The following is a 21,531-nucleotide window of genomic DNA, read 5'->3' as shown; positions in this document are numbered from 1 at the left end:
AAATAGACGGTCGATAGAAAGGACCAGCAGATGATACCGGTAAAAAGAAAAGGAGAAAGCTGAGATGGCGGGTCATAAATCGACAGTGTCTTCACGAGGTACGGATAGTTTGAATGAGGGATCCAGCTGTCGGATATCCAACCCAGTTGATACATCGCACCCGTGAAATCGGTCAAAAAAGCGATCAGCCACCAGAGAAACCAGAAATAGATCAAGAGTTTTTTGAATGCCAAAATCGAAATGAACATTATCAGCTCCGACGGTGTCGACAGTCCTCCAACCATTTCGAGTTTCGATCACCTGAGTTTCCACAGGAACTAAAAACAAATGGCGCCAACGATTTGCGCACCTGTTGGAGTGCCGCAGATGATAACCCGACTACGCAAGCCGTTTTGCAGGATCAGCCGAAGGAATCCACTTCCTTTGGCCGTTCTGGAACTTCAGAGTAAAGACGCGTCTCAATGGACCGGAGCCGTTGTTCCTCACGTTCCATATACGTCCTTGTCATCGGGAGAACTTCCTGATCTTTCACGAACTGGATCTGGAAATTGTTCATGCCACCGAACCTGAAAGCACATTCCGATGCCGCCAGATAGTATTCCCACATTCGGCAAAACCGCTCGTCGTACAAGGCTCTGGCCTCATCTCGGTTGGCAGCGAAACGATGGGCCCAAATTCGAAGTGTTTCGGCATAGTGGAGCCTGAGGATTTCAACGTCGGTGACATAAAGTCCCCACCGCTCCAAGTCCGGTAATACCTCTGACAAGGCCGGAATATACCCTCCCGGGAAGATATATTTTTTGATCCAGGCATTGGTTGCTCCCGGCCCGTCGGATCGATTTATTGAATGGAGAAGGGCGACGCCGCTATCGGACAATAGGCTGCTGACCGTTTCGAAAAATTCCCCGTAGTGGTCAACGCCGACATGCTCAAACATGCCGACCGAGACGACTCGGTCGAATTTACCCTCAAGTGTCCGGTAGTCTTTCAGGTGAATTGTTACGCGATCACTCAAGCCGCGCTCTTCAATGCGTTTGCGCGAAAGAGTGTATTGTTCTTCAGAAAGTGTAACTCCCTCCACAACGGCTCCACAGACTTCTGCAAGATAGATTGCCAATCCACCCCAACCTGAACCGATATCGAGCACCCGCATTCCAGGTTCTACGTCGAGTTTCGCCGAAATGTGCCGTTTTTTTGCGAGTTGAGCTTCCTCTAACGAGGCTTTATCACTCTCAAAATAGGCACAGGAATATTGCCTGTCTGGATCCAGAAACAAGTCATAGAGTTTACCGGAAAGGTCATAGTGGTGCGCGACGTTCTCTTTTGAACGGCCTATCGGATTGTATTGATCGAAGCGCCTGAGAGCGAGGCGGACATTGTGCATGACCGCAGCCGTGAATGTCGCGTTGCTCACGCGTGTGTTGTTCATGAAAACGGCAAGAACATCATATATGGTCCCCTCGGTTATTTCGAGGTCGCCACTCACGTAGCACTCGCCAAAATAAAGATCAGGGTCCGCAACCAATTTGACGGCTGCTTTCGAATTGACCTTGATCCCAACAGGGCTTCCAGTCCCATCTCCGTATTGATGGACAACGCCTACCGGATCGGTGACGCTGATATTGCCCCTCTTAACGATCGACGAAACCGCAGAATCAAAGAGACGATACATATGGACTACCTAAGTAGTTTCTACATGGTTCACCTGACTATGAATTCCATCACGTGATGTCAAAAAATTCAAGTTGCAACGTGATGTTACACACCACGTTAAGTTTTTCTGAAGTCTATTCAATCAGTTACAAAAACGACAACGGCGGCCAGGTTGGTACCAGAGCCGCCGTTTGCCGAACAAAATTTAGGAAAATTGAGTCAGTTGCCTGTTGGATAACGGGCAAGAATAGTCTCGTTAGCAGTCGGAGTGGACTGCTGGACAGTCACGAAGGAAACTTTACGAACCTTGTTTGCTCCGGTCAGTGCAGCGGCGCATTCTTCGCTCCATGCACCCCAGGCTTGCGATTTGCAGGTATCAGTCGTCGGAACGCTTGCAGCCCGGTCGGCCTTCGTTGTCGTCAGCCCCTGAGTAGCAAGGCTAGTCAGGTCTTCTGCTTGCGAAGCCTTGCTCGAGTGCATGGTCATCACGCCGGCCGCAATCATGGTCAACAGCGCCAGTACAAAGATCGCACCCATTTTCAGATGCGCCGCCGGGTCGGTCGCCTTGGCCTGGATGGCAAAGGGTTGTGCCGCTTTGTGATTTGCGGTCCGGTCTAAAGTTTCGTAGCTCCTCATCGTCCTGGCTCCTGCTCACGCCAATTGCTTTTTCGATGAAGACACCTTGGCGTATTGTAGGGAAGACTTATGTGATCATCGTCACAAAATGTCAGTTGATCGCAAACATCTTTCAAATCAGCCGTTTCACTTGTGGCCCGGCGGCATGCGGAGTATGGAAAGGACCATGACTCGAATTGCTCTATATCCCGGGTCCTTCGACCCGGTCACGAACGGCCACATGGACATCCTCCGTCAGTCGCTTGCCCTGGCTGATAAAGTCGTGGTTGCTATAGGTATCCATCCCGGTAAATCGCCGCTGTTTTCATTTGAGGAGCGTGTAAAGCTGATACATGCTTCTGCTAAGGACGAATTCACGGCGGAAGAAGCCTCCCGCATCGATGTGATTGCCTTTTCAAATCTCGTCATCAATACCGCAAAGGAGCAGGGCGCAGCTTACCTGGTGAGGGGGCTGCGGGACGGCACGGATCTTGATTATGAAATGCAGATGGCCGGAATGAATGGAACGCTGGAACCTCAGATAAGAACGATATTCCTGCCGGCATCCCCGAGCGTGCGTCACATCACGGCCACCTTGGTAAGGCAAATCGCGAAAATGGGCGGGGAAATCTCCGCATTTGTTCCGGAACCGGTTGCAGAACCGTTACGCCTCCGGGCAAGACCAGACGCATAATTCAAGCAGATTCTTTGACTTGAACGTTAGGAGTTTCCAGTGTCGAGATTTTTCGCAGCATTCGCCGTTTTGGCGTCTCTCGTTTTCTTACCGGCGGCGGCCCTTTCTCAGGTAGCCGACGCTGAAAACACACTCTACCTTGATCTCAAGGATGGGCGCGTAGTGATACAGCTTCGTCCTGATCTTGCTCCAAATCATGTGGAACGGATCAAGAAGCTGACCCGCGAAGGTTTTTATGACGGTATCGTCTTTCACAGGGTGATTGACGGATTTATGGCGCAAACGGGCGATCCGACCGGCACCGGAATGGGAGGTTCTGAAGAAAAGGACCTGGACGCGGAATTTACCGATGCCCCGTTCAAGCGGGGAACTCTTGGCATGGCGCGAGCAGCCAATCCGAACAGCGCTAATTCTCAGTTCTTCATCATGTTCGCAGACGGCGACTGGCTGAACGGCCAATACACTGTTTTCGGCGAAGTTGTCGAAGGCATGGAGTTCATTGACAACATCACCCGCGGTGAACCTCCGGCAAATCCAGACAAGATCGTAAAGATGCAAATCGCTGCTGACGCGACCTAAGTCGCGCAGTTCTGGAATAAATTAAAACGCTTAGGAGCATAAAATGGCCGAAATCAAAGACGCCGAGAACACATTGCTGATGGAAACCAGCCAGGGGGCGGTTGTCATCGAAATGAAGCCGGACCTGGCACCGGGTCATGTTGCCCGGATCAAGGAACTTGTGCGCGACGGATTTTATGACGGTATCGTCTTCCACCGGGTCATCGACGGCTTTATGGCACAAACCGGCTGCCCCCAGGGCACTGGAACCGGTGGGTCGGGGAAAAAGCTTCAGGCAGAATTCAGCAAGGAAAAACATGTTCGCGGAACCTGTTCCATGGCACGCGCCATGGATCCGAACTCCGGAGACAGCCAGTTTTTCATCTGCTTCACCGATGCTCCGTGGCTGGATGGCCAGTACACAGTCTGGGGCGAAGTGATTGACGGCATGGATAACATCGACAAGATCAAGCGCGGTGAGCCTGTCGTTGACCCGGACAACATCGTATCTTTGAAAGTGGCAGCGGACGCGGCTTGAACCCGCAATCTTGTGTCATGAAATGCAGCGCGGATTCCGGTTCGCGCTGTTTTTGTGTCTCGCGCTCAAATTCCGGTCGCTACAGTTGACCTGACTAAGTTCCGCCTTTAAGAGCCGCTGACTGAATGCACCGGTTTCAGGCCCAATAAGGTCTGACGTAAAACCCGGGACTGCAAACCCCGTCAAGAAATGGATTTCACGGCAACGCCATGCGCGTCGATCAGTTTGACTTCGACCTCCCAAACGAACGGATTGCCCTCCGTCCCGCGCGACCACGCGATGCAGCGCGGATGCTATTGGTGCGTCCTGGACAATCCCCACTTCTGAAGGATGAGGGCGTCAGAAATCTTCCCGACCTTCTGGAGCCGGGTGATGCGTTGGTGTTTAACGACACCAAGGTTATTCCAGCTCAACTGGAAGGCCGGCGAATGCGCGGAGACGTTTCTGCGGGGGTCAGTGCGACACTGCATTTGCGCACTGGCGCAGACCGCTGGCGCGCCTTTGTCCGACCAGCTAAAAAACTGCAGACCGGCGATACAGTCATCTTTGACAACAATAGTGTTTCGTTAACGGCTAAGGTCGCGGAAAAGTCCGAAGGCGGCGAAGTTTTGCTGGTCTTCGATAGGTCCGGTCCGGAGCTCGACACTGCAATCGCCGCCGTCGGGCACATTCCCTTGCCCCCGTATATCGCACAAAAGCGGGGTGAGGATGAGCAGGACAGAAGCGACTACCAAACAATATTTGCGGAAAAAGACGGCGCTGTTGCAGCGCCGACTGCCGGTTTGCATTTCACTCCGGAATTGCTCCAGGCCTTGAAAAACAGAGGTATCGAAAGCCATCGCGTAACTTTGCATGTCGGGGCGGGTACTTTCTTACCCGTAAAGTCCGATGACACAGACGACCATAAGATGCACGCCGAACGGGGTGAAGTTTCCAGGGAAACAGCGGAAGCTCTTTTGGCTGTCAGGGCACGCGGCAACAAGGTTGTCAGCGTCGGTACGACTTCATTGCGAATTTTGGAAAGCGCCGCGCAGAAAAGCGGAGAAATTGCACACTTTTCCGGCGAAACCTCAATCTTCATAACACCAGGATATCGGTTCAAGGCTATCGACGTTCTGATGACGAATTTCCATTTACCGCGCTCGACGTTGTTCATGCTCGTTTCGGCATTTTCAGGGCTGGAGACAATGCGGGCCGCATACGATCATGCCATCGACAATAAATACCGCTTTTACAGCTATGGAGACGCATCTTTGCTGTTTCCTCAAAAAGATGCGCTCCAAGGATAGTCATGTCTGAGAATTCTGAGAATTTCGGTTTCAAACTGATCGCCACAGACGGTATGGCGCGGCGAGGAGAGATCACAACGCCTCACGGCGTCGTCCGGACACCGGCGTTCATGCCGGTCGGCACCCAAGCCACCGTCAAGGCCATGTATCCTGAACAGGTGAGGCAAACCGGCGCCGATGTTGTTTTGGGCAATACCTATCACTTGATGCTTCGCCCGACCGCTGAGCGTGTCGAAAAACTAGGTGGTCTGCACAAGTTCATGAACTGGCCGCATACGATCTTGACGGACAGCGGAGGCTTTCAGGTCATGTCCCTTGCCCAACTGCGCAAGTTGGATGAAGAAGGCGTCCGGTTTCAAAGCCACATCGACGGGCAGAAATATCATCTCACCCCCGAACGATCGGTTGAGATACAAGGTTTGCTCGGCTCCGATATCCAGATGCAGCTCGATGAATGCATCAAGCTTCCAAGCCCCAGGGAAGAAGTTCAAAGAGCAATGGAGCTTTCACTCAGGTGGGCGGAAAGATCCAGAACGCAATTTGATTTAATGGGTGGTCCTGCAAAGGGGCAGGGGCTCTACGGCATCGTACAGGGCGGCGACCAGCCGGACTTGCGCATCAGGTCAGCTGAAGAACTGGGTAAAATGCCGTTTGAAGGTTATTCGGTGGGCGGACTTGCTGTCGGGGAACCGCAGGAAGTGATGCTGCAGATGCTCGACGTTACGACACCTGCAATGCCGGTGGACAAACCACGATATCTTATGGGCGTTGGCACGCCGGATGATCTGCTTGAGAGCGTCAAGCGCGGCATCGATCAATTCGACTGTGTGATGCCGACCCGTGCCGGCCGCCATGGTCTTGCCTATACACGCTTCGGTAAGGTGAACCTTAAGAATGCCCGGCACCAGGAAGATCCACGACCACTGGATGAGGGAAGTGACTGTCAGGCGGCAAATACCTATAGCCGTGCCTACCTGCACCACCTGGTGCGGGCAGGCGAGGGACTGGCGGGAATGCTGCTTACCTGGAACAATATTTCCTATTACCAGTTCCTCATGCAGGGTATCCGCGATGCCATTGAAGAAGGCCGGTTCGAAGACTTCTATGCCCAGACCAAGGAAGATTGGGCACGTGGCGACATAGCGGCCCTCTAATTGTCGGAAATTTTCTATCTGTTCCGAATAGGTCAGGCGGAGAACCCGTCAAATTTTGTCAGATAGCATCCGGAGATCCGCCAGGTGCCGTCCTCCTGTTGCTCAAAACTATATAACGCCAGCCAGTTTTCGCCTTTCGGGCCAGTGACAAACACCTCCTGTGTTGGTCCGAATTCGGTCATTTTGGACGCACCAAACGTCACACCTTGCGGCCGATAAACAGGTTGATACCCCTGGCGCACCATCTGCATGAAAAATTCCGGTGTCTTGAAACGCTGTTGCAGCGAACTTGTCGCAAAAGAAAAGGCCTTCTTGGCATTATCTGAAGCAAACGCTGTCATCTGCTTTTTGATGATCGTTTGAAAGGCCGCACTGTCCAGACTGTCTTCGGCATGAGCGGAGGCTGTCATTAGCATGCCCGCCAAAGCAACTCCGAGAATAGCAATGTAGAAACGAACCGTCGCCATGATCGATACCTCCTCCTTCGGTCTCAATCATGATACGCATTGCAGGCAATGTCAGATCGTTTTGAGAGTTTTTAACTCTTATCGAGCGTCAGAGTAAGCCGGTCCCCGGACGTTTCAATCGTCGTTGCATATTGGTTTTCGGGCGAGAGTGGCGAAGAAGCAGAAGCTCATCAACCAGACGTCGGGATTGTCAAGTAGCGAGTAAACCTCCTCGCTGTCTGCCTTGGAAAGGTAACCGAGCCTGACCAGGTCCGGCATCACAATATCAAGAGTCATTCGATAGACGGTACGCACAGAATTGCCGTCTTTGGCGCCATTGAATAGAGCTGTCTCACCACGCGCAGAGATCACATCCAAGCCGATATCCGATAATTGACCTGGTACTTTTCGTCCTGTGAAATAGTCGATATCTCGGCTTTCTCCCCATTGAAAAATCGCCTGCCAAACGCGTTTCCACACTGGATGCTCATCGCTGAATGCGGGATGAATGTCTGGCTCGATGTAAAGCAGATATCCGCCGGGACGCACCATTTTCGACAGGTTGCGCGCAGCAGAATGGTGATCCGCCAAATGTTGGTGCACAGTTCTGACAACTGCGAGATCAAAGCACTCGCTGTAAGTTGGAGAAAGTGTAATGTCCAACTTTTCCGTTCGTAAATGCGGGTGCTCAATCTCGTCAATGAACTTCGTTTGCAGATCGGTGCAAAGCATGTTGCCCGTAGCTTTTAAACGATCGGCAATCCAACAGGACACCGTTCCAAGTCCAGCTCCGATTTCGAGACATTTCCAGTCAGGTTGAATGTCAATCTGCTCAAGAATGTAAAACGTGTAGGGATCCAGCAAGTCGGCGAGAGCTGTAAGGCGCAGCCGCTCTGTTTCGTCATAATTTTCAATAACATATCGCATTTTTTGCCTACATATGCCTGAGAGCCCCGAGAAATCAGGTGTCAATACATGGTTTGAGCCAGGCAATACTGCAACCAGGAGTGAGGGTCCGCAATCCTTATGTGCCTTTTAGGGTTGGATTTGCTATTTAATTACAACAAAAAAGACCGGACGTTCACCACGTCCGGCCCGACTATTGCAACCCTGCAAATGCAAGGCTTGATCGTTTAACGGCTTTATTCCGCAGCTATCGGTTTCTGGATAACGTCCTGCATGAACGGAACAAGTTCCTGAGCAAGTTTAGGATCATCCATCCCAAACGCAATATTAGCACTCAGAAAGCCGTACTTGCTGCCACAATCATAACTCCGCCCTTCGAATTTAATCGAGGAGAATGGCTGGTGCTTCATGAGAGAAAGCATGCTGTCGGTAAGCTGAATTTCACCGCCGGCGCCTTGTCCCTGGTTAGACAGAAGCTCGAAGATTTCGGGTTGAATTATGTAGCGCCCAGTTATCATTAGGTTTGATGGAGCTGTACCCGGAGCCGGCTTTTCCACCATGTTGGAAATCCGGCTGGCATTTGCATTGATTGCCTCGGACAGTTCAACAATTCCGTACTGATGGGTCTGGTCTTCCGGAACTTCTTCAACGGCGATGATGTTTCCACCTGTTTGCGCGTAAAGATCAACCATTTGTTTCAGACAACTGGTCTGGGATTTGATGATCACATCCGGCAGCAGAATCGCAAACGGTTCGTCGCCAATGATATCCCGCGCACACCAGATAGCATGACCCAGGCCAAGGGGGGCTTGCTGGCGGGTGAAACTGGTGGAACCGGGTTGAGGACGGTGCTTTTCAAGAAGTTCTAAGGCAGCGGTTTTGTTTCGGGCCTTAAGTGTATCTTCGAGCTCATACGCCATATCGAAGTGATCTTCGATAACGTGTTTGTTTCGTCCGGTTACGAAGACGATGTGCTCAATGCCGGCGGCCCTTGCTTCATCGACAACGTATTGAATGATTGGCCGGTCGACGATCGTCAGCATTTCTTTCGGCACTGCCTTGGTGGCAGGCAGAAAACGGGTGCCCAGTCCGGCGACAGGCAACACGGCTTTACGTATCGGCTTATTCATTTTGGAAACATCCAATATTGGTTATTGGCAAACGTTTGTACCATTTGCCGTCAGTCAGAGAAATAGCACTCAAAAGTTACGATTAATTATCAACACTCATCAGTTTATCAACTATTCGAATTTGCTTCGAAAATAGAACGAATTGAAAAGTCAAAGTGACCCCCATTTTTCAGTTGTGCGACGCAATAAATATCGGTTCTGTTACTATGAGTCTATATGAGACCAAATCAAGGCAGATTTCCCCTAAATCGATTTAATAGAAAATGCCTATCGTGACAGCTGGTGTTGCGGCGAGATCAAAAGAACGCTATGGAACACGCGAATTTCTGTTGAGCTAAGAGTGCAGGCATTTTGCAGTGTCTATGGCTCGATTTTACAATCGGACAATGGTGAGTAATGACACAGGCAAACCGCGAAGTATCCGTTGGAAATGTGACTTTCAGCAACAATGCGGCCTTCAGCCTGATGGCTGGTCCCTGTGCCCTTGAAAGCCGTGCGCACGCTCTTGAATGCGCTGCAGCGATCAAGGAGATAACGGATAAGCTGGGTATTGGCACGGTTTATAAATCTTCCTTCGACAAGGCAAACAGAACATCCTTGTCGGGTGGGCGCGGTGTTGGCCTTGCCGAGGCCTTGCCGATATTTGCGGAGATCAAAGAGACCTTCGGAATGCCGGTTGTCACCGATGTTCATGCCGCAGATCAATGCGCGGCAGTTGGTGAGATTGTAGATGTCCTGCAGATTCCGGCGTTCTTGTGCCGCCAAACCGACCTTCTTGTTGCCGCCGCCAAAACGGGCAAGGTCGTCAACATCAAAAAAGGACAGTTCCTGGCACCTTGGGACATGAAAAACGTGCTCGGCAAAGTTACGGGTTCGGGAAACTCCAACGTGCTTCTGACGGAGCGTGGTGCAAGTTTTGGCTACAACACATTGGTAAGCGACATGCGCGCACTGCCGATAATGGCACAAACCGGTGCCCCGGTTGTTTTCGACGCCACCCATTCCGTTCAACAACCCGGCGGGCAGGGAGCTTCAACAGGTGGAGATCGGACAATGGTTCCGGTTCTGGCGCGAGCAGCCGTCGCGGTTGGTGTTGCCGGGCTCTTCATCGAAACGCATCCGGATCCCGACAGTGCTCCTTCCGACGGACCGAACATGGTTCCGATGAACGAACTTGAGGCACTGTTACGCCAACTAAAGGCTCTCGACGAAGTCGTGAAACAGCCGTCAACCACTAAATAGTTTTGAAGCCGCACCCTTCGTGCGGCTTTCTTATGCGGAGCAAACGCTCCCGCAATCAAGCCGATCAAACGGCTCTAGAAGGTGCCGGTAGTAACCGGTGTATGTACAGTTTGGTCCATGTGACAGGGGAGTTCTTTCCATGACCGCGATTATCGATGTTATCGGCCGTCAGATCTTTGACAGCCGAGGTAACCCGACTGTTGAAGTCGACGTGTTCCTGGAGGACGGCTCTTTCGGTCGTGCTGCGGTGCCTTCCGGTGCGTCTACCGGAGCGCATGAAGCTGTTGAATTGCGTGATGGCGGCGACCGGTACATGGGCAAAGGCGTCCAAAAGGCTGTTGATGCCGTAAACGGCGAAATTTTTGAGACAGTTGGCGGTCTCGATGCTGAAGATCAGCTTCAGATCGATCAGGCCATGATTGACCTTGACGGAACAAGCAACAAGGAGCGCCTCGGCGCAAACGCGATCCTTGGCGTTTCACTTGCCGTGGCCCGCGCAGCGTCTCAGGCGTCAGGTCTTCCGCTTTACAGATACGTTGGCGGCACGTCCGCGCGCACACTGCCTGTTCCGATGATGAACATCATCAATGGCGGCGCACATGCTGACAATCCGATCGACTTTCAGGAATTCATGATCATGCCGGTTGGCGCCGACTCGCTCAGCGACGCCGTACGCATGGGTTCGGAAATATTCCATACTCTGAAAAAGGCGTTGAATGCGGCTGGCCATAACACCAACGTTGGTGACGAAGGTGGTTTTGCGCCAAACTTGGAATCAACCGACGCGGCAATCGGTTTCGTCATGAAGGCAATTGAAACCGCTGGATACAAGCCTGGCGACGATGTCTTCCTGGCACTCGATGCAGCGTCCACCGAGTTCTTCAAAAACGGCAAATACGAACTCGAAGGCGAAGGTAAGTCCCTGGCTCCGGAGGAAATGGCCAAATACCTGGGTGATCTTGTTTCGCGCTACCCGATTATCTCGATTGAAGACGGTCTTGCAGAAGACGACTGGGACGGTTGGAAAGCCACCACCGATCTGATCGGTAACAAGTGCCAGCTGGTTGGCGATGATCTTTTCGTCACCAATTCCGATCGTCTGCGCAAAGGTATCGATCTGGGAGTTGCAAACTCGATCCTGATCAAGGTCAACCAGATCGGTACTTTGTCTGAAACTCTTGATGCAGTAGAAACGGCTCACAAAGCCGCTTACACTGCAGTCATGTCTCACCGGTCGGGTGAAACGGAAGATTCCACTATCGCCGATCTTGCGGTCGCAACCAATTGTGGTCAGATCAAAACCGGCTCGCTGGCCCGCTCAGACCGGCTTTCCAAATACAATCAGCTGATCCGCATCGAGGAAGAACTCGGTCCTCAGGCCTATTATGCAGGCCGCTCAATTCTGAAAGGCTGAAACCTTCGAACAGGTTAGTCTCCCGAAAACGGGTAAATAAGAAAAGCCCCGCATGAGTGCGGGGCTTTTTTTTCAAAACACAGCTCAGTTCGTCAGGCCAAATTCCGGGTCGCTTCGGGTTTCGTCGGCATGCAGCAACGCAGCAGAGATCGTTTCCGCTTTTTCCGCTCCCGCCAGGACAAACCTGCCGTCAATTATGAAACAAGGTACTCCGGAAATTCCACTCTCCTGGGCCTTCGCTATTTGTGCTTGAACTTTATCCAGGTCCGTTTCCGTCTCCAGCAGTTGTTCAACCAGGTCAGATTGCATGCCCGCCTCATCGGAAATTCGAACCAGAGTTTCGGATTTCGTCAGATCTTCACCATCAAGGAAATAGGCGCGAAACAACCGTTCAACGACTTCATCCTGTAAATCATCCGCGCGAGACCACAGGATCAGACGGTGACAGTCAAGTGTGTTTGGAGACAACCTGATAGCATCAAACGCAAAGTCGATATTCTCTTCCAGACCGGCCGCCTTGATCTGGCTATAGAATTCATTGGCTCGCTCTAGTCCGCCGAATTTGTCGCTCAGATATTGCTGCCTGTCCTTGCCTGACAGCGGCAGCGTTGCGTCAAGTTGAAATGGGTGCCATCGCACCAGTACATTCAATTGCGGGACAGTTTTTAGAGCGGCTTCCAACCGTCTTTTGCCGATAAAACACCAAGGACACATCACATCCGACACGACATCGACGGTAATTGGGGAGGCTTCGCTCATCGAGAATCCGTTGTTCGCTAATAATTTCGGTCTAACTCATTACGTTCTTACAGTATTCCAATCTCAATTTCAGGGCACAATTAGGGCTTTACCGCCTCACAGTTGAGTGTGCGCCAAAATTGAGTGGATACGCTTCTGCAAACGCGTCGTACCGGCTTCGTTTTTCAAGACAGCAACAGGTCCAAGCCCCTGAACCAGACAAACCAGATCCTCATCGCGGCTGGTTGCTTCAGCAATGGAAAGAAGTGTGGTGTAAACTTCGTTGAGATCTTCCGGAGTAGAAACTTCCAAACCGAAGTTTTCCGGTTGCAAGCGCATTTCCCACAAATCCAATCCCTTTGCGGCAAGAGCGTCGCTGCAGGTTTCCAGGTAGTTGGTATAAAATTCGACGTCGAGACCACCCTTGCCGTCCTGTTGACGGAGCCACACATGGCTTTCCGCCAAAATTCGGTCCGACAACCTGCGTCTTTTGCCGAAACGTATGGCGGCAATCAAACGTTGCGCCAACGTTTCCTTGCGATTATCCCCCACCAAAACATCTGATGCACCGTTGCGAAACAACAAAAGCGAATCTTCTTCATGTTCGCAAACAGCCAAAACAGGAAGACCTGCAAATCGGGCGTCACGCCGGATCTGCTGCATGTAATCGACCGCATCTTCGATCGGAGCGTCCACAACCACAGCGTCGAATGCCCGCTGCGACATGAATTCCACGGCCATGTTACCGTCAAAAGCTCCAACGACTTCTGCCTTTTGATCGCTCGCGTCCTGCCACTCCAGGAAACGACCGCTCAATCCGACCACCATCAGGCTGCTGCTGCCTGAATGATGTGGTGCTGACCCGAAACCGGGAATACGACCGAAAATGCGCCTCCGGAGCTGGGCCTCTTCTGATCTCAAAAGAGACCGTTGATGAATGCAGATCAGCATCAGCAATACGTCGTCCGGAACAACTCGGTCGATAATAGCCGTTGCAGGCAGTCCGGAGGGGACCTCATCTTCACTTCCGGTCAGAACATAAAAGGGGACTTCGCATGCCAGGTTCTGGACCTGCGGAACGAGCCAGTCGAAAAAATCGGTTTGATCACCGCCTTGAATAGCGGTTACGTCAACGACAATTGCTGCCGGTAAGGCGGTCGGCAAAACACTGCCGCGCTGATGCATATTGATAAGCGAGATATCCAGGTCTTCCGGCGCATCGACACTAGTGCTGCGTTTCGGACGCCGTCCCGCATACCAATATGGCCCGCGCCAGGAGAGTGAAGTTTCAACGTCCATGCCCTGTTTCCATTTGGGTCATGACTTAAGCAACGGCTGCTGGAAGTCGCTGTGTCCGCAAAGTCAGACGTTCCCGGCAAATCGTTCCGTCGGGATTTCGAGGCAGCGACTGCAAGATCAGGACTCGATGAGGGATTTTTGCAAGATCCACTCCTTCGGCATCAAGATATGCGAAGAATGCACTTGCATCCGGCACATTTCCGGCCTGCGGCACCAACGCAGCATACATTCTGGCACCCAGGGTCGAATCCTCCACAACGAAGGCCGCGGCTTCAGAAATTCCGGGAAAACTGGCGTAGATAACGTCGATCGTTTCAAGATTGCCGGTTCCAAGGGCGTAAAGCCCCGGAACCCCGAACCCTGATATACCTTCTTCCGTCAATTCGACTTTGATGTTCGTATTCAGGTATCCGGTACCTTCCCAGCGAACCCGGCGTTGATCTCCATTTATGGTGCGCCAGCCGATATCGGGAACAATCGGACCTTTGACCAGGAGGGTAGGCGTTTTGGTTTCCACCTCATCGGCAACCGCAATTTCCAGAAGGGCTGGCTCGCTTTCACACCCGTTTGGCCCATTATGCTTTCCCAGGGGCATCGCCTTCATCTTTGCAGACGGGCCTCGAGCCTTCGCCAGCAACGCAAACTCATCTGCAACATGCACATCCACCAGCCGACGCCGCGCAACAAAGGTGGTTGGATGCGGAGCTGAAATATTCCAGGCAGCCAGGATTGTGGTGTCAGAACTCTCAAGCTTGCGGTCAAGTGTTTGCGCCAGTGGACCAGGTGTCATGACGACATCTGCGTTCACTTCGTTGGCATGGGTGGCAAGATTTGCAAGCGACGTCGGATGGTGGAGATGCAGCGTGCTACCGGTCAGCAGACAGGGAACAAGCCCGGCACCCAATCCGCTCAATCCGCTGAGTGAATAGGGGACGACGATGGAACTCGCATCTTTGATTTGACCTTCGCGTACCACCATTTGCGCGGCGGAAATCCAGTGATTGTGACACCGCGTCACCGGTACGTTTTCTTCACCGCTCCGGCTCCAGCAAATCGTGGCGGTATGATCAGCAGGATCCGGCCGCTCAGTCGGTGTGAATTGCAGGTCTTCACCCATTTCTGCAAGCATGGGCGCGAGTTCGATCAATCCGTCGGGAATGTCTTTCCCCAATCCGAACACAAAACGGAGGGAAAAAAGATCCGCGGCAACATCGCGAGCGGCAGTGCCTACATCTCTGGTTTCAACCCGGTCTGCTGCGATAAAACCCTTGGCGCCGATCGAATTCAGGGCTTCCAGAACATTTTTCTGCCGCCAATGCAGTGGCAATGGCGAAATAATCAGGTTGGCACGCAGAGCCCCTAGAACAGCGATGACTGCATCGACAGTGTTCGGCGCCTGAACGCCAATGACATGATCGGCTGAGAGACCCACAGTTGCGAAGAAGGCGGCGAGGCGATCGATTTCCCGGTCCGCTTCCCCATATGTAAGCCGTCTCGGTGTTCCTCCTGTCCACGCGGCACGATCAGGCGCATCAACCAGCGCGGGCCGGTCAGGGTGTTCAGTGGCAGTGCGGCGGAACAGTTCATCAAGCGGGACATCGGACCAAACTCCGCTTTCATGATACTCCTTAGTCAGGCTCTCAAGCGTGGCTTTCATGTCTTCCGTAGTCCATTGGTCCGTTTATTGAGCTTCTGCTGACCACCAGGTGTCAAACTCGTGTCCATAGAGGGAATGATGCTGCGGTGGCACAATCTTGTTCCAGTGCGCGACCCAATCGTCCGAAACATGATACAGCGGAACGGCATATGCTCCTGAAATCAGGACACGATCAAATGCCCTGACGGCATCAACAAAATCTTCACGGCTGCGCGCTCCGACGATTTCGCCGATCAAGGCATCAATCGCGGCTTCCTTCGCACCAACGAAATTGAATGAACCTTCTGTATCTGCGGCCTCAGACGACCACCGTCCATATTGTTCAGCACCGGGGGACAAAGACGCATACCAAGTATTGAACACCATATCGAAGTCTCGCTTCGTTCTGCGGTCTTCAAATTGTGAGGGGTCGACACTGCGTACCGTCGCATTGATCCCGAGCAGTTCCAGCGTCCGGATATAAGCTAGTGCGAGTTTTTCTTCGTCTTCGTTCTTCGCAAGAATCTCAAAGGAAAGCTGACTTCCCGTCGCCTCGTTGATCAGTTTCCGATCCTTAAGGCTGTAACCGGCTTTGGCAAATTCCTCCAGAGCGGCACGCAGTACCTTACGATCACGGCCCGAACCGTCTGCGTCTGCGGGGCGCCAGGTACCCTCCATGACTTCCGGGTCAACAGCGTCAGGGAAGGGGGCGAGAAGTTCTTTTTCCCGTTCGCTCGCCGGACGACCGATCGAGGAAAGATCAGAGTTGTCCCAGTACCCGGCTGTGCGGGTATAAAGACCGTAGTAAAGGTTGCGGTTCACCCATTCGAAGTCGAACAACATCCGCAGGGCCTTTCGAACCTTACGGTCAGAGAGTTGTTCACGCCGCGTATTGAAAGCAATGCCTTGCATATTCGCCGGTACACCGCGCGGGATCTCCAGTTTTACAACATCACCCGCTTTGGCGGCTGGAAAGTCGAAACCAGTTGACCAGCGCGCAGGGTCCCGGGATTGCAATGCTTCGACAAGGCCCTTCTTGAAGGACTCCTGCAGAGTCGTTTCATCTCTGAAGTATTCGATACGGATTTCTTCGAAATTGTCGAAACCCGCCTTCACCGGCAGGTCCTTGGCCCAGTAATCCGGGTTCTTTTCGTAGACAACCAGACGACCGGGTTGAATCGTCTTGAACGTATAGGGTCCGGAGCCGACAGGCGGATTAAGCGAAGACTTGTCGAAGTTCTCCGCGTCGGTATTTGCTTTGGAGAAAATCGGGGCGAGCGAAATCAGAAGCGGTAATTCCCGGTTATCGCCGTTTTCAAAAACTAGCTTCAATCGGTTAGGGCCGGTTTTCTGCTTTTCCTTGATGGCACCGTACCAATTGCGATAGGGCGGACGACCCTTGTCCCGAATAATTTCAAGAGAAAAAATGATGTCGTCGACGGTTACCGGACTGCCGTCAGAGAATTTGGCGTCCGGATTGAGTTCGAATTCAATCCATTCTCGGCTGTCAGGCATCCGCACCTGTTGCGCAATGAGACCATAAAGCGAAAATGGCTCGGCATAGGAGCGAACCAGAAGGCTTTCTAGAATATTGTTTCCGAACTGACGTTCGCGCATGCCGCGTGCTGACGTCCAGCCGCCCTGGACGATGAAAGAGTTCAGACTGTCGAAGGTTCCTTGAACTCCGAGCGTGATCGTGCCGCCTTTCGGAGCGTCCGGATTGGCGTACGGAAACGGCTGATCTGGTCCGAGTGCAGGCGACCCATGCATCGAAATACCATGGGTCCACGGAACATCCTCGTCGTCGGCAACAGCCGGCGCCGTTCCGCTTCCGGCCCACAATAACGTGAGGGCCAGAGCAACGCGCCCGACAGTTTTCTTGCAAACCAAAACTTCGAGTGATGTCAAAAAACGCATGGTATCCCCCTGAGCTTCAGTTGATTCTAACCGCCCAGTCTTCGACATGGTTAATGGTGACGCGTCAAAGTACAAGCCATAAAGACCAAGTTATACAGAATTGATTCTCCAGAATGGCTTGCGTTGCAAATCGGCCACCCTATCGCCCAAATTAAGTGCCTTACCATGCATTTCACGGTTTGATTGTTCTAACGGGCCTTGCGGTTGTCTCCGGAATGTCCCAGAACAACGCGAAAGTTTCGCACACGCACGATTGAGGACGTTTCGATGAAGAGTGTTTTGAAAAGAGGATTATTCGGATGCGCGGCCGCTGCATTCGTGACCATGTCTTCTTTTGCAGGTGCTCCCGCAATCGCCCAGGAAGAAAAAAGTCCTTGGACGAAGGCATGTAACACCAATCCGAATACGCAGAAAGAAATCTGCTTCATTTCGATCGAGTTGCGCACCAACACTGGTCAGTTCCTGAGCAACATTGCCATTCAGGAAACCGAAGGTGAAGCACGCAAGAAATTACTGGTTGCAGTTCCGACCGGCGTGCTGATCCAGCCAGGATTGCGCATTCAGATCGACGACAGCAAACCGGTCCAGGCCAAGTACAGCATCTGTGCACCGAATGCCTGTTATGCTGAACTTGCTATCGATGACACGTTCATTGCTGCCATGAAGCAGGGTGGTGAGATGCGCGTTGCACCTTACAACCAGCAAGCCAAGGAAATCGTCTTCAAGATGACCCTGATCGGTTTCACTTCAGTCTATGACGGTGAACCGATGAACCTGGCTGATCTGCAAAAGCGTCAGGAAGAGCTGCAAAGTGAGTTGCAAAAACGCGCTGACGAAGCACGCCAGAAGCTGATTGATGCGCAGAAAGAAAGCCAGTAAGCGCGATCTTTCCAATAAAGCGTAAAAAAGGCCGGTGCTTACGCGCCGGCCTTTTGTTTGCCGTTTAAGAAAACAATTTCCTGAAACGCTCCTTAGTGCATTTCGACGCTGCGAGGCACGTAGGATCCGTCGTTTTGTTCTTCAAATATTTCGTCGACCTGCGGATGCCTGACCGGTTCACCGGTTAAATCCGGTTCCAGGTTTTGCTCGCTGACATAAGCAACATATTCAGTCTCCTCGTTTTCCGCGAGGAGGTGATAGAAAGGTTGATCGCGAAGAGGACGCACATCCTCGGGAATGGCGTTCCACCATTCTTCCGTGTTGCTGAATGTCGGATCGACATCGAAGATTACGCCCCGGAAGGGGTAAATCCGGTGCCGGACGACCTGACCTATTTTAAATTTTGCTGTTCGCATGGTTACTCGTCCGCCTACTGCATGCAATGCCGGGATACCGTGTAAGAAGCCTGCTTGCAAGCACTGTAATATTACAACATTAAGCGGCGAGCCTTGCGATTCTCTAAAGACCGTAAACCTCAGCCAGCTCTGAGTCTTTCGTGGCGACGAGTTTCGCCAGGTCAAAAATCACTTTGGCCTGCTTCCACGTGGCGTCGTCTTGCATCTTGCCATCAATCATGACCGCACCGGTGCCGTCGGGCATCGCATCGAGGATCTTTTTGGCAAACGCAACTTCTCCAGGATCGGGGGAATAGACTTTTTTGGCAATGTCAATCTGGGTCGGATGGAGAGACCAGGCACCGAGGCAGCCCATCAGAAAGGCGTTTCTGAATTGGCTTTCACACGCCAGAGGGTCGGAGAAATCGCCGAAGGGACCATAAAAAGGTTTGATTCCGTATGACAGGCAGGCATCGACCATTTTCCCGATAGTATAGTGCCACAGGTCCTGCTGAAATGCTGTTCTCTCAGACGAGATACCGGCGTCGGAAAGGACTGCATAGTCGGGATGACCACCTCCCACACGTGTGGTCTTCATGCCTCGGGAGGCGGCAAGGTCCGCAGGCCCCAGGCTCATTCCGTGCATGCGTGGACTTGCAGCAGCGATCTGTTCGACGTTTTTAACGCCTTCAGCCGTTTCCAGGATCGCGTGTATCATGATGGGTCTGGTGAGACCCGCTCTGGCCTCCAACTGTGCAAGAAGCTGATCCAGATAGTGAATATCCCAGGCGCCCTCGACTTTGGGAAGCATGATTACATCAAGCTTGTCGCCAACTGCCGGAACGATTTCCAGCAAATCGTCGAGAAACCACGGACTGTTCAGACAATTCACACGCGTCCATAACCCGGTGGACCCGAAGTCATTTTCCTTCGCCATTTGAATGAAACCGGCCCTGGCATCCGTTTTTGCGTCTGCCGGAATTGCGTCTTCCAGGTTTCCAAGCACAACATCGACTTTGCGGATCAGGTCAGGAACCTTCGCACGCATTTTCTCAATATGCGGCGGGACGAAATGTATCATGCGCTCCAGTGAAACGGGGCGGTCCCGATAGGGCGCTGGCGCTCCAATTGCGAGCGGGCTGTAATACGTGCTTGGGGTTTTCATGAAACAGTTATCCTCCACCTGTCATTTAGATAGCTATAGCGCCTATGTTGCGCTGCAACCATCCCCCGAAAGGTGAAGAGACGTCAGAGACTGCCGGTTTTGACCGCGGCCTTCCGTGCTTGTTTCTCGGCGGCATTCTTTCCAGGAGGGGCCCACTTTTTGTGTATCCACATCCATTGTTCAGGATGTTCACGGATCCAGCCTTCAAATACTGTGTGCATTTGCGCGGTCGCCGCTTTGATGTCCGCCTGGCGATCCTGGGTGACCGGAACGCAGATAGCTTGCGCTTCAATTCGGAAGTGAACACCGTTTTTCCGAACAACTCGACCCAGTACAATCGGTACGTTACATGCGCGGGCGAGCGAAGCAGGTACCGAATTGGCATAAGCCATCTGGCCAAAAAACGGCACCTGAATACCCCGGGTCTCCCTGAGGTCACCCATCATGGCAACGACACCGCCGGTTTTTAAGGTGCTGAGAATTTTTCGAGCTGTCTGATGGCCTTTGGATAACAGCCCACCCTTATAAAGATCCTGTCGCAAGGATCTTAGAGCCTCATCAGCTTTTGGATTTCGGAGTGCCTGGTACACGCCGGTGATAACCAGCCCTTTTTGAACTGCAGGCTGTACGCACAGTTCCCAATTGGCACTGTGGAAGGAGACGAACAGGCACGGCCTTTCACCGTTCAGAACCGCCGTCGCGATTTCGTCAGCGTCAGCTTCAAACCGGTTGTTCTGCTTGAGTAACCGGTCGATATGAAACGTCTCGGCAGCAACACGGCCGAGATTGTCCCACATGCCACGAACTATGTTTTCCCGTTCTCGTTCACTCATCTGGGGAAAGGCGTTTTCCAAATGGTGCAAAGCACGCTTGTGCCTGGCATTGAACGGAGCCAGCAAACGCCAGAACATTCCCATCAAAGCGGACGCGATATCGACTGGAATAAGCCTGAAGAGCCAGATGGCAACGTAAAGGGCTATACCCTCAATACGGTTCTGAAATGCCGTCAGTTTTGGATGCTTACGCTGTCTTAGTTTTCGCGACATGTGTTGCGAGCGCTCTCGTTTTCCAACTCTTTCCGTTTGGAAAGGGATTCACCAGTCACCTCAGGGCCAAAGGGCACTTGCGATGCGGTCTCAGACCTGATTGGAATGCTGTCACCGTGCTGACTTTCAGGTCACGCGTCATTATCCAAGCGTGGCGAAAGTTGCAAGCGCCACCAGCATCCTGAACCGTTCATACCGTTTGTCACAAATTATTCTGGAAGTCGAATGCAGGACGTCATTTCTCTGGCCCTTCCTTTTTTCGGTCTCATACTCCTCGGTTTCGGTGCTGGCAAAGTCCGAAACCTGCCCGAGGCCGGTCTGAGCTGGATGAATTTTTTCGTGGTGTACCTGGCGTTGCCAGCTCTGTTTTTCCGGCTTTTATCGGAAACTCCGTTTGAGCAGCTTGCAAACATAACTTTTGTCTCTGCGACCACCTTCACCACCTATATCGTTTTCGCGATATCCTTTTGTATTGGCGTGGTCGCAACGAGAGGCAGCATCGGCGAATCTACAATTCTTGGAATTGCAGGTGCCTATTCAAACGTTGGCTATATGGGTCCCGGGCTGACCCTGGCCGTGTTGGGAGAACAGGCAACCGTACCAACGGCACTCATTCTCACGTTCGACAACATGCTCATGTTCATTCTCGCACCACTTCTGATGGCTGTGGCGGGCAGTGAAAACGAGACGGTACTAGGAACGCTGAAACAGATTGGGTTCCGAATTTTCACCCATCCTTTCATCCTGGCGACGATTGCAGGCGTTTTGGCGGCCGCTGTGGAATTCAGGCCGCCGCAGGCGATAGAAACCCTGCTGC

Annotated in this window: 22 protein-coding genes; 9 read left to right on the top strand and 13 right to left on the bottom strand. The window is 52.4% G+C overall.

Annotated elements, in window-relative coordinates; translation table 11 throughout:
- The 3 genes from K5905_RS05415 to K5905_RS05405 all read right to left on the bottom strand — a co-directional run.
- Nucleotides 1-248, bottom strand: a 248-nt coding sequence (locus K5905_RS05415) for a hypothetical protein (RefSeq protein WP_297581076.1), incomplete at its 3' end; no start/stop codon positions are given.
- Between the two features lie 152 nt (nucleotides 249-400).
- Nucleotides 401-1,672, bottom strand: a complete 1,272-nt coding sequence (locus K5905_RS05410) for a cyclopropane-fatty-acyl-phospholipid synthase family protein (RefSeq protein WP_297581074.1) — start codon at nucleotides 1,670-1,672, stop codon at nucleotides 401-403.
- 200 nt (nucleotides 1,673-1,872) lie between these two features.
- Nucleotides 1,873-2,289 carry a phosphopantetheine adenylyltransferase gene (locus tag K5905_RS05405; RefSeq protein WP_297581072.1) on the bottom strand — a complete coding sequence of 139 codons (417 nt, stop codon included), beginning with the start codon at nucleotides 2,287-2,289 and terminating at the stop codon, nucleotides 1,873-1,875.
- A 166-nt stretch (nucleotides 2,290-2,455) separates the two neighbouring features.
- Here K5905_RS05405 and coaD point away from each other — a divergent pair, with 166 nt between their 5' ends.
- From coaD to tgt, 5 genes are all read left to right on the top strand, one after another.
- On the top strand, nucleotides 2,456-2,962 hold the full coding sequence (gene coaD, locus K5905_RS05400; protein WP_297581070.1) for a pantetheine-phosphate adenylyltransferase: 507 nt from the start codon (nucleotides 2,456-2,458) through the stop codon (nucleotides 2,960-2,962).
- A 39-nt stretch (nucleotides 2,963-3,001) separates the two neighbouring features.
- Nucleotides 3,002-3,541 (top strand): peptidylprolyl isomerase, encoded by a 540-nt coding sequence (locus tag K5905_RS05395; RefSeq protein WP_297581068.1) that lies wholly within the window; start codon nucleotides 3,002-3,004, stop codon nucleotides 3,539-3,541.
- Between the two features lie 43 nt (nucleotides 3,542-3,584).
- Nucleotides 3,585-4,058: a peptidylprolyl isomerase gene (locus K5905_RS05390; protein WP_297581066.1), complete on the top strand. Its 474-nt coding sequence runs from the start codon at nucleotides 3,585-3,587 to the stop codon at nucleotides 4,056-4,058.
- 209 nt (nucleotides 4,059-4,267) lie between these two features.
- A complete protein-coding gene (queA, locus tag K5905_RS05385; protein WP_297581064.1) occupies nucleotides 4,268-5,347 on the top strand; it encodes a tRNA preQ1(34) S-adenosylmethionine ribosyltransferase-isomerase QueA in 1,080 nt (359 codons plus the stop codon).
- A gap of 2 nt (nucleotides 5,348-5,349) precedes the next feature.
- Nucleotides 5,350-6,501, top strand: coding sequence for a tRNA guanosine(34) transglycosylase Tgt (tgt, locus tag K5905_RS05380; protein WP_297581062.1), 1,152 nt, complete (start codon nucleotides 5,350-5,352; stop codon nucleotides 6,499-6,501).
- Between the two features lie 32 nt (nucleotides 6,502-6,533).
- Here the strand turns inward: tgt and K5905_RS05375 are convergent, their stop codons facing one another.
- The 3 genes from K5905_RS05375 to galU all read right to left on the bottom strand — a co-directional run bounded on the left by K5905_RS05375 (nucleotide 6,534) and on the right by galU (nucleotide 8,983).
- Nucleotides 6,534-6,968, bottom strand: coding sequence for a DUF4864 domain-containing protein (locus K5905_RS05375; protein WP_297581060.1), 435 nt, complete (start codon nucleotides 6,966-6,968; stop codon nucleotides 6,534-6,536).
- A 114-nt stretch (nucleotides 6,969-7,082) separates the two neighbouring features.
- The gene (locus K5905_RS05370; RefSeq protein WP_297581058.1) at nucleotides 7,083-7,874 is read right to left on the bottom strand and encodes a methyltransferase domain-containing protein; all 792 of its coding nucleotides are present in this window, start codon (nucleotides 7,872-7,874) and stop codon (nucleotides 7,083-7,085) included.
- Between the two features lie 215 nt (nucleotides 7,875-8,089).
- Complete coding sequence (gene galU, locus K5905_RS05365) at nucleotides 8,090-8,983, bottom strand: UTP--glucose-1-phosphate uridylyltransferase GalU (protein ID WP_297581057.1); 894 nt, start codon at nucleotides 8,981-8,983, stop codon at nucleotides 8,090-8,092.
- A gap of 396 nt (nucleotides 8,984-9,379) precedes the next feature.
- On the opposite strand from galU, the gene kdsA reads away from it, so the two are divergent.
- Nucleotides 9,380-10,225 carry a 3-deoxy-8-phosphooctulonate synthase gene (gene kdsA, locus K5905_RS05360; protein ID WP_297581055.1) on the top strand — a complete coding sequence of 282 codons (846 nt, stop codon included), beginning with the start codon at nucleotides 9,380-9,382 and terminating at the stop codon, nucleotides 10,223-10,225.
- A 139-nt stretch (nucleotides 10,226-10,364) separates the two neighbouring features.
- The gene (gene eno, locus K5905_RS05355; RefSeq protein ID WP_297581053.1) at nucleotides 10,365-11,639 is read left to right on the top strand and encodes a phosphopyruvate hydratase; all 1,275 of its coding nucleotides are present in this window, start codon (nucleotides 10,365-10,367) and stop codon (nucleotides 11,637-11,639) included.
- Between the two features lie 84 nt (nucleotides 11,640-11,723).
- Here the strand turns inward: eno and K5905_RS05350 are convergent, their stop codons facing one another.
- The 4 genes from K5905_RS05350 to K5905_RS05335 form a co-directional block, all read right to left on the bottom strand.
- Entirely contained in the window at nucleotides 11,724-12,398 is a 675-nt protein-coding gene (locus K5905_RS05350) for a DsbA family oxidoreductase (protein ID WP_297581051.1), read from the bottom strand.
- Nucleotides 12,399-12,494: 96 nt separating this feature from the next.
- A complete protein-coding gene (locus K5905_RS05345; RefSeq protein ID WP_297581049.1) occupies nucleotides 12,495-13,676 on the bottom strand; it encodes a hypothetical protein in 1,182 nt (393 codons plus the stop codon).
- Between the two features lie 25 nt (nucleotides 13,677-13,701).
- Nucleotides 13,702-15,333 (bottom strand): class I adenylate-forming enzyme family protein, encoded by a 1,632-nt coding sequence (locus K5905_RS05340; protein ID WP_297581047.1) that lies wholly within the window; start codon nucleotides 15,331-15,333, stop codon nucleotides 13,702-13,704.
- Nucleotides 15,334-15,357: 24 nt separating this feature from the next.
- Entirely contained in the window at nucleotides 15,358-17,082 is a 1,725-nt protein-coding gene (locus tag K5905_RS05335) for an extracellular solute-binding protein (protein WP_297581078.1), read from the bottom strand.
- A gap of 414 nt (nucleotides 17,083-17,496) precedes the next feature.
- Between K5905_RS05335 and K5905_RS05330 the strand changes: the two genes are divergently transcribed.
- Entirely contained in the window at nucleotides 17,497-18,108 is a 612-nt protein-coding gene (locus tag K5905_RS05330) for an invasion associated locus B family protein (RefSeq protein WP_297581045.1), read from the top strand.
- A 92-nt stretch (nucleotides 18,109-18,200) separates the two neighbouring features.
- On the opposite strand, the gene hspQ is transcribed toward K5905_RS05330, so the two are convergent.
- The 3 genes from hspQ to K5905_RS05315 form a co-directional block, all read right to left on the bottom strand.
- The gene (gene hspQ, locus K5905_RS05325) at nucleotides 18,201-18,524 is read right to left on the bottom strand and encodes a heat shock protein HspQ (RefSeq protein WP_297581042.1); all 324 of its coding nucleotides are present in this window, start codon (nucleotides 18,522-18,524) and stop codon (nucleotides 18,201-18,203) included.
- A gap of 103 nt (nucleotides 18,525-18,627) precedes the next feature.
- Nucleotides 18,628-19,668: a CoA ester lyase gene (locus tag K5905_RS05320; RefSeq protein ID WP_297581038.1), complete on the bottom strand. Its 1,041-nt coding sequence runs from the start codon at nucleotides 19,666-19,668 to the stop codon at nucleotides 18,628-18,630.
- Between the two features lie 83 nt (nucleotides 19,669-19,751).
- Complete coding sequence (locus tag K5905_RS05315) at nucleotides 19,752-20,714, bottom strand: lauroyl acyltransferase (protein ID WP_297581035.1); 963 nt, start codon at nucleotides 20,712-20,714, stop codon at nucleotides 19,752-19,754.
- Between the two features lie 225 nt (nucleotides 20,715-20,939).
- Here K5905_RS05315 and K5905_RS05310 point away from each other — a divergent pair.
- The coding region (locus tag K5905_RS05310; protein ID WP_297581033.1) for an AEC family transporter at nucleotides 20,940-21,531 on the top strand (592 nt) is incomplete at its 3' end.

Source organism: Roseibium sp. (assembly GCF_025698965.1).
In the GTDB taxonomy this organism is placed as follows: Bacteria; Pseudomonadota; Alphaproteobacteria; order Rhizobiales; family Stappiaceae; genus Roseibium.
Note: the sequence above shows the minus strand (reverse complement) of the source record. Positions and strands in the feature narration are given on the sequence as shown.

Bases quoted from the DNA above. Each gene is read 5' to 3' on its own strand.
- coaD (WP_297581070.1), top strand. From the start codon at position 2,456: ATGACTCGAATTGCTCTATATCCCGGGTCCTTCGACCCGGTCACGAAC.
- tgt (WP_297581062.1), top strand. From the start codon at position 5,350: ATGTCTGAGAATTCTGAGAATTTCGGTTTCAAACTGATCGCCACAGAC.
- K5905_RS05345 (WP_297581049.1), bottom strand. From the start codon at position 13,676: ATGGACGTTGAAACTTCACTCTCCTGGCGCGGGCCATATTGGTATGCG.
- kdsA (WP_297581055.1), top strand. From the start codon at position 9,380: ATGACACAGGCAAACCGCGAAGTATCCGTTGGAAATGTGACTTTCAGC.
- K5905_RS05335 (WP_297581078.1), bottom strand. From the start codon at position 17,082: ATGCATGGGTCGCCTGCACTCGGACCAGATCAGCCGTTTCCGTACGCC.
- K5905_RS05330 (WP_297581045.1), top strand. From the start codon at position 17,497: ATGAAGAGTGTTTTGAAAAGAGGATTATTCGGATGCGCGGCCGCTGCA.
- K5905_RS05410 (WP_297581074.1), bottom strand. From the start codon at position 1,672: ATGTATCGTCTCTTTGATTCTGCGGTTTCGTCGATCGTTAAGAGGGGC.
- K5905_RS05350 (WP_297581051.1), bottom strand. From the start codon at position 12,398: ATGAGCGAAGCCTCCCCAATTACCGTCGATGTCGTGTCGGATGTGATG.
- K5905_RS05370 (WP_297581058.1), bottom strand. From the start codon at position 7,874: ATGCGATATGTTATTGAAAATTATGACGAAACAGAGCGGCTGCGCCTT.
- K5905_RS05375 (WP_297581060.1), bottom strand. From the start codon at position 6,968: ATGGCGACGGTTCGTTTCTACATTGCTATTCTCGGAGTTGCTTTGGCG.
- K5905_RS05405 (WP_297581072.1), bottom strand. From the start codon at position 2,289: ATGAGGAGCTACGAAACTTTAGACCGGACCGCAAATCACAAAGCGGCA.
- queA (WP_297581064.1), top strand. From the start codon at position 4,268: ATGCGCGTCGATCAGTTTGACTTCGACCTCCCAAACGAACGGATTGCC.
- K5905_RS05390 (WP_297581066.1), top strand. From the start codon at position 3,585: ATGGCCGAAATCAAAGACGCCGAGAACACATTGCTGATGGAAACCAGC.
- eno (WP_297581053.1), top strand. From the start codon at position 10,365: ATGACCGCGATTATCGATGTTATCGGCCGTCAGATCTTTGACAGCCGA.
- K5905_RS05315 (WP_297581035.1), bottom strand. From the start codon at position 20,714: ATGTCGCGAAAACTAAGACAGCGTAAGCATCCAAAACTGACGGCATTT.
- K5905_RS05340 (WP_297581047.1), bottom strand. From the start codon at position 15,333: ATGAAAGCCACGCTTGAGAGCCTGACTAAGGAGTATCATGAAAGCGGA.
- K5905_RS05320 (WP_297581038.1), bottom strand. From the start codon at position 19,668: ATGAAAACCCCAAGCACGTATTACAGCCCGCTCGCAATTGGAGCGCCA.
- hspQ (WP_297581042.1), bottom strand. From the start codon at position 18,524: ATGCGAACAGCAAAATTTAAAATAGGTCAGGTCGTCCGGCACCGGATT.
- galU (WP_297581057.1), bottom strand. From the start codon at position 8,983: ATGAATAAGCCGATACGTAAAGCCGTGTTGCCTGTCGCCGGACTGGGC.